Source organism: Photorhabdus heterorhabditis, from assembly GCF_001280945.1.
GTDB classification, from domain to species: domain Bacteria; phylum Pseudomonadota; class Gammaproteobacteria; order Enterobacterales; family Enterobacteriaceae; genus Photorhabdus; species Photorhabdus heterorhabditis.
This window is the reverse complement of sequence record NZ_LJCS01000112.1, coordinates 1-6,129: the sequence shown is the minus strand read 5'-3', so window position 1 is coordinate 6,129 and position 6,129 is coordinate 1. Positions and strand designations below refer to the sequence as shown.

Sequence of the window (6,129 nt, the reverse complement as noted above, 5' to 3'; positions counted from 1 at the left end):
GGTTAAATTTGGCTGTTTTTTATTTACTTGGCAATATTTTTCATTATCTGATTTGTCAGAAATTTCTTTGTTCCTTTTGTAGCGTATTGAAAAGTGTGACAATGTTTTTTGACTAAAGTAGCTGTTCAGATCGCTCTTTATCTAAATTCTTATAATTGAGACGTCAGAACATCGTAATGATAATTTTAGGTGTAATAGGATCAACCAATAATAGAGGTTTATAAATGTTCCAGAATCGTATTCGTAATGAAAAAACAACTCAATCTGGCAAAGGAAAAACTTTAGATAGAATGACAGATTCATTATGTCTGGAAATTCCTAATGTAGAAGCGGTAATGTTAGCTTATAGGAAACTTACTGGTAAATATAAAGAATTTAGTGATAAAACAAAATTAATCCTAGATTCTTCAGAAAAATTTGGGAAGTTAAAATATGCGAAGCAATGTAAATTCATTATGCCAGGTTTAAACGAAAATGGTGTTTTTATTTATTCAAAAAAATCTTTGCAAGATTTTGCTGCTCATGCAGGATATGAGCATAATGGTCATTATAAAGATGAATTTGTCAATTTTAAGGATAATAAGAGAAATTTAGCAAAAGGAAAGCTGTTTCCTGGTATTAACCTGATTGAACGTCGTAAACTCTCAATAGTAAAAAATAAAGAAGGAAAATGGGAATACAAAGCAATTGACGAGGCCGAAGTTTATGAAGTCACTGACATTGAGAAATTTATTTCTGGGGTCAGGGGTATGTATCGACAGGGAAACACTTTTTTGCATGCAGAAACAGAGGTTTTGATTAGAAGGCATATTGTTAACAATGAAAATATATTACCTACGATGGCGGGTATTGCTGGTTTGCATGCGGAGGTACAGGCACTTAACAACTTATTTATTTTAGGAGATAAAGGAACAGAGAAACGCGAAAAATGGAAATATATACGAGATATGTTGGAATCATCTATTTTTACCCAGCGATTGACAACAATAAATGCTGGGAAAGATTTTGCTGCTTGCCATAATTGTTCTGGGATATTGTCATCACCAGTCAATGTTATTACCGGGAAGGTAGAAAGTGCAGGGGGGAATTTTTCATCAACATTATCTCGATATAATATGTTACAAGAATCTCCAATATAAAAATATTGTGAATTTGGAAGTTGATTTTCCTAATATGCTTTTTTAACCAGAAATTAATAGGTGAGAATATGGAAAGAGAATATAGTGAAAAACCAAAAAATCTCTCGCAGTTAAGTCGTAAGACTGCAATAAGTGAACGTAGAGCAATGTTTGAGAGAAACGCATCATCTAACAACGAGCAACCTGTTCCTCAGTTTGCAAGATCCTATACATCCAATAGATCTGTTGTAAATATTAATCCAGGAAGATCGTCGATTGCTGTCGCTACTGCAAATTCAACATCACCGGTTAATATCCCCACGCCAGCAGCTGCAAGTTCTGATAAATTATTATCATTAAATAGTTGTGATACAACGTCTTCAACTTTAACTGTTGGCAAATATAAGTTAGAGCTGACAAGTCAAGGAAAAGTCGTTGTTTTTAGAGGGGATAATCGGACTCCTGAACAGATCGTAGCAGCAGGTGGATTCTATCCATGGTCAAAACAGGATGCGGGTAAAATTAAAAAAGAGTTAATAGATGAATTTATTACAATTGGGCCTTCAGCTCATATGATGGGGCATGTCAGAAGTCCAAATAAAAACTATGTTTCAACGGGTATGAATATGGATTCAGGTGGATTTGGAGAGCAATCTAACTATCTGTATAAGATGGAAATCCCTGGATTAAAACCGCAGGATATGAATGAAAGAACTCTTGGTGAAAAAATTAGACAAGATAGCAGGGGAATTAATTACCCTCACTTTTTAATGAACCATTTAACGCTTGCAGAATCAGAGTTTGTCGCCATGATACCAGCACGCTCTGAAGAACTTACATTTATCACTCCTATTCCCCTAAGTTACATAACCTCGTACAGGAAAAGAGGTACAAATACATGGCTTCCAATGCCACTTAAGAAATAAAATCCTGCAAAAATTACAGAGTTATTAATACGCTGTTCAGCCTCCCAAGTTGAGGAGGCTGGATGATAAATTATTAATGATTTTGTGTTTATACCCAATAGATTTCAAATTGAAGCGCGGCGGCAAGAGAACGCAGCCAACAAAGCAGCAATTTGAAAGATGAAGGGTATATAGCAAGGCGCTGCCAGTAACTGCTATCCCGAGAGTCAATAGATTACGTTTCCCTTTTTAGCTAGCGCCTTATATGGTGTCGTCATGAGAAATAGACGATGCTCATAGCAGATATTCTTCATGACGATATTATCTAAAACAGAGTGTCAGTTCTCAACAAGGAAACTTGATCAGGTTCACAAAAGTTCAGAAAAACTAAAGAAAAAATAGCTGAGTCCGATAAGATATGGAATATCAATTAACTATAAATATCAATGGAGTTATAAAGTGAAATATGATCCACGATTAAGAACATGGGTTGAAGATGATTTTGATTATGAAAAGAATTTTAAAAAACAAATGGATTATATCAATTATAAAGATCTTGAAAAGCAACTAAACGAAAATGTAGATTACTACGCCTTATTAGATGAAAATGAAGCTATTATCTTTTTGAAAGAATTAGGGTGTGATATTAAATCATTTCTAAATGATACTGCGTTTCCAGTAACTGATGTTTTGTCAAATTTTGCAGGGAATATAAAAGATGCGCTTGGAGTTTTTAAAGTGGCAAAAAATTTCAAGCCTATAAATATTGGAATTTTTACGCATATACCCTATGGATTTCAAGATGGATCGCGACGGCAAGGGAGCGAATCCCCGGGAGCAGAGATAACTCTGTGACCGGGGTGAGTGAGTGCAGCCAACAAAGAGGCAACTTGAAAGATAACGGGTATATAATAAATGAACTTAAAGGAAAGGGGATAAAAGCTATAGAATATTTGGGGAAGAATGGAGAAAGATATATAAAACTAACTGATCGTCCAGGTATTAGAAAATATTTGAATGCTACAAGATATCTTATTAATAATAAAAAAATAATGGAAGTTGGAGTTGGTTCTGTGGCTATGGAAGGTAGTATTGTTAAAGGGGCTAGGTTTGGTGTTATATATTCTGCTGCATATAGATCTATTGAATTGATGTTTAAGAATGAGTATGATTTAACTAATTTTTTTGTTAATTTATCGATGGATATGGCGAAGATAATTGTCGCAACTATAATAGCAAAAGCAACAGTTGCAGCAGCAACTTCGTTTATTGTTACTGCTGCTCTTAGTACTACTGCTATAGCTATCGGCGTTTTCATAATTGGGGCGCTTGTTGTTTGGGGGTTAATGTGGTTAGATGATGAATTTAAAATTAGTGAAACTATAATTAAGAGATTAAAAGAACATAAGGTAAAAACTCCTATAAGTACTTATCATCCCGATCAAATTTTCAATGCTTGGGGAAGGTATTATCGTGGGTAATAAAAGCACTCCATCTAGAGTAAAGATATTTATTTCTGCATTAATATTTATGAGTGCTTCGGTTATTGGTGTGTTAGCGTCGACAATCGATTATAGAGGGTTTTTAACTAGAAGCGATATTATTACATCTTCAACCATAAGTGCTTGGTTTATTTGGTGTAGCCCATTATGTATGTATATATCCATATTGTTATTTAAGTCTCTTTTAAATAATAATAAGGTGTTTTTAAGTAATAAAAAAAAGATAAATTTGAGTAGTAATAGAATTGGAGGTCTGGTTACCTTTATAGCGATATTTGGATTTATTTTTGCTTTGTTTTTTTCTTTTTATGTTGATTTTGAACTAAAAAATGAAAATTATTTTCTATGTGATAAATCATCATGGATGGCAACTAATAAGTATGTAAAAGACATATCACTCTGTAAATAAGCATAGCATTTGCTATGCTTATTAGATGAGACTTATGGAGCTTATTTTATTAATAGGCTCGGTCTTCCCATATACTATAGGCTGATGTGCCGGCTGTTATATGATTCCATGAAATTGATTTATAATTTAGAAAAACTCTTTCATATGGCATGGCATCGAAATTATTTATAGAATGTGGATATACACAGGAAATATCAGTAAGAGTAGCTTCAATTATTTTAACTTCATAAAACAACTCTAATTGCCCAGTTTGACCTGTTCTGTAAAAAATAAAATTACCATTTAGCGATTCATTTGAATCTATTGCCATAGCTAACAATGGTGATGACTTATCTACTGGCTTAATGAACTGTATGGGTTGATGACTAACATTCTGCTGTCTTGTTATTGTATGGTTTAAACTCAGTACCTGTATTTGATCCTCGTGTCCATTTTGATACCTATTTCCTATTGAATCTAGGGTTGAACACCCAGCAGAGATTAGCCCTTGTTTTTTACCATTCAGAGACAAATAAATCATGTATGACATAAAATTACTATCCTAATTTTTTATAATTTAACCTAATATTCTAGGTAAGTTAAGTATATAATCTGATGCATAAGTAAAAGTTACAATAGTAATATACCTGTTATCTTTCAAGTTGCCTCTTTGTTGGCTGCACTCACTCACCCCGGTCACATAGTTATCTATGCTCCCGGGGATTCGCTCCCTTGCCGTCGCGATCCATCTTGAAATCTATTGGGTATATAAATCAAGAAATAGAAATCTAAAATATTGTTTGTTACTTGCATTTAAGTTGAATGTAAAAATGGTGATTCAAATCACCATTTTTATTGATGATTTTGTGTTTATAACACCAGATCCAGGATGATGACACCACATAAGCCAATTACCCATGCAATCGTGGTCGGTACTGACCAGACAATCATCTGTTGTTTTACATCTTTAATTCCCATCATCCGGTTAACTACCCAAAACAGGCTGTCATTAAAATAACCAAAGAATAGTGAACCCATAGTTGCTGCTTGTGCGGCGACCAGCATATTGATCCCCGGAATCGGACTAATGATCGGGGCAGAAATAGACGCTGCGGTAATCATTGCCACGGTACCGGAACCTTGAATTAAGCGAACCAGTGTTGCAATGATAAATGGAATCATCACCGGTGTCAGAGGTAGGCTTGCTATATGTTGTGCCAGCATAGTACCTGTGCCACTTTCACGTAGTACCGCACCTAACGCACCGCCAGCTCCTGTCACTAATAAAATAATACCGGCAGTCTGTAAACCTTCTTCCAGTCGATTAATCACTTCATGTTTATTGATTTTTGGCATTAAGGTATAAACGGCCAACAATACGCTGATTGATAAAGCAATAACGGGTGCGCCAAGGAAATCAAATGCTTGAAAATAGAAGTTGTTTTCTTGTCCAGTAAAGGCTTTAGTACTTAATAGCAATCCATTAATAGCTTTAATGAAGATTAAAACGATAGGAACGATAATCGGCAACAGGGAGAAAAATAGACCCGGTAGTGATTTGTTCGCTTTTTCTTCCATATAGCGCTGATGGATTGCTTGCAGATCCTGAGCTTGTTCTGCTTCATCAGCTGGCTGAAATTCTGGATATTTTATTGCCAGCCATTTGGCATAGAACACAATGCCAATAACACAAGGAACTGCTAGCACCATTCCAGCTAGCATCATAGCGCCGATATCTACGCCAAAGATACCTGCGACACCCAACGGCCCTGGAGTGGGTGGGACGGCATGATGGGTAACAACTAATCCACCTGCCAGGGCTACCCCGAGAGTCAGTAGATTACGTTTCCCTTTTTTAGCCAGCGCCTTAGCTAATGGGTAGAGGATAACGAAAGCAGAATCGACAAAAATTGGAATACTGACAATATAACCGGTAATTGCTAAAGCCCACTCTTCGCGTTTTTTACCCAACCACCTAATAAAGCTGTAAGCTATCTGTTCAGCAGCGCCAGAAACTTCCAGCACTCTCTCCATCATGACACCTAAACCGATGACAATACCAATACTGCCGAGTGTAGAACCGAAGCCTTTAGCAAAAACCGCCGTAAACCCTTGCCCAGTGCGGGCGGGGATATAAGGCGAAAAGCCCAAAGGGCTTTAGGTCTGGCTACTCCAACGTATCCTGACTGAATTGATATCTGCCTGTAAAACAGGCT

The 6,129-nt window shown here is 36.0% G+C and carries 7 protein-coding genes; 5 read left to right on the top strand and 2 right to left on the bottom strand.

Going from position 1 to position 6,129, the window contains the following annotated elements:
• The first annotated feature begins 224 nt into the window (after positions 1-224).
• The 5 genes from AM629_RS20355 to AM629_RS20335 all read left to right on the top strand — a co-directional run bounded on the left by AM629_RS20355 (position 225) and on the right by AM629_RS20335 (position 3,934).
• The gene (locus AM629_RS20355; RefSeq protein ID WP_054481552.1) at positions 225-1,139 is read left to right on the top strand and encodes a YwqJ-related putative deaminase; all 915 of its coding nucleotides are present in this window, start codon (positions 225-227) and stop codon (positions 1,137-1,139) included.
• Positions 1,140-1,207: 68 nt separating this feature from the next.
• The gene (locus AM629_RS20350; protein WP_054481549.1) at positions 1,208-2,044 is read left to right on the top strand and encodes a hypothetical protein; all 837 of its coding nucleotides are present in this window, start codon (positions 1,208-1,210) and stop codon (positions 2,042-2,044) included.
• 438 nt (positions 2,045-2,482) lie between these two features.
• On the top strand, positions 2,483-2,878 hold the full coding sequence (locus AM629_RS20345; RefSeq protein ID WP_054481547.1) for a hypothetical protein: 396 nt from the start codon (positions 2,483-2,485) through the stop codon (positions 2,876-2,878).
• Positions 2,879-2,913: 35 nt separating this feature from the next.
• A complete protein-coding gene (locus tag AM629_RS20340; protein ID WP_072161964.1) occupies positions 2,914-3,504 on the top strand; it encodes a hypothetical protein in 591 nt (196 codons plus the stop codon).
• The gene (locus AM629_RS20335) at positions 3,497-3,934 is read left to right on the top strand and encodes a DUF1240 domain-containing protein (RefSeq protein ID WP_338049416.1); all 438 of its coding nucleotides are present in this window, start codon (positions 3,497-3,499) and stop codon (positions 3,932-3,934) included. Before AM629_RS20340 ends, AM629_RS20335 begins: the two co-directional genes overlap by 8 nt.
• A gap of 49 nt (positions 3,935-3,983) precedes the next feature.
• Here AM629_RS20335 and AM629_RS20330 read toward each other — a convergent pair whose 3' ends face one another.
• On the bottom strand, positions 3,984-4,463 hold the full coding sequence (locus AM629_RS20330) for an Hcp family type VI secretion system effector (protein ID WP_054481540.1): 480 nt from the start codon (positions 4,461-4,463) through the stop codon (positions 3,984-3,986).
• A gap of 320 nt (positions 4,464-4,783) precedes the next feature.
• Positions 4,784-6,064 (bottom strand): GntP family permease, encoded by a 1,281-nt coding sequence (locus AM629_RS20325; RefSeq protein ID WP_420806697.1) that lies wholly within the window; start codon positions 6,062-6,064, stop codon positions 4,784-4,786.
• Positions 6,065-6,129: the final 65 nt, after the last annotated feature.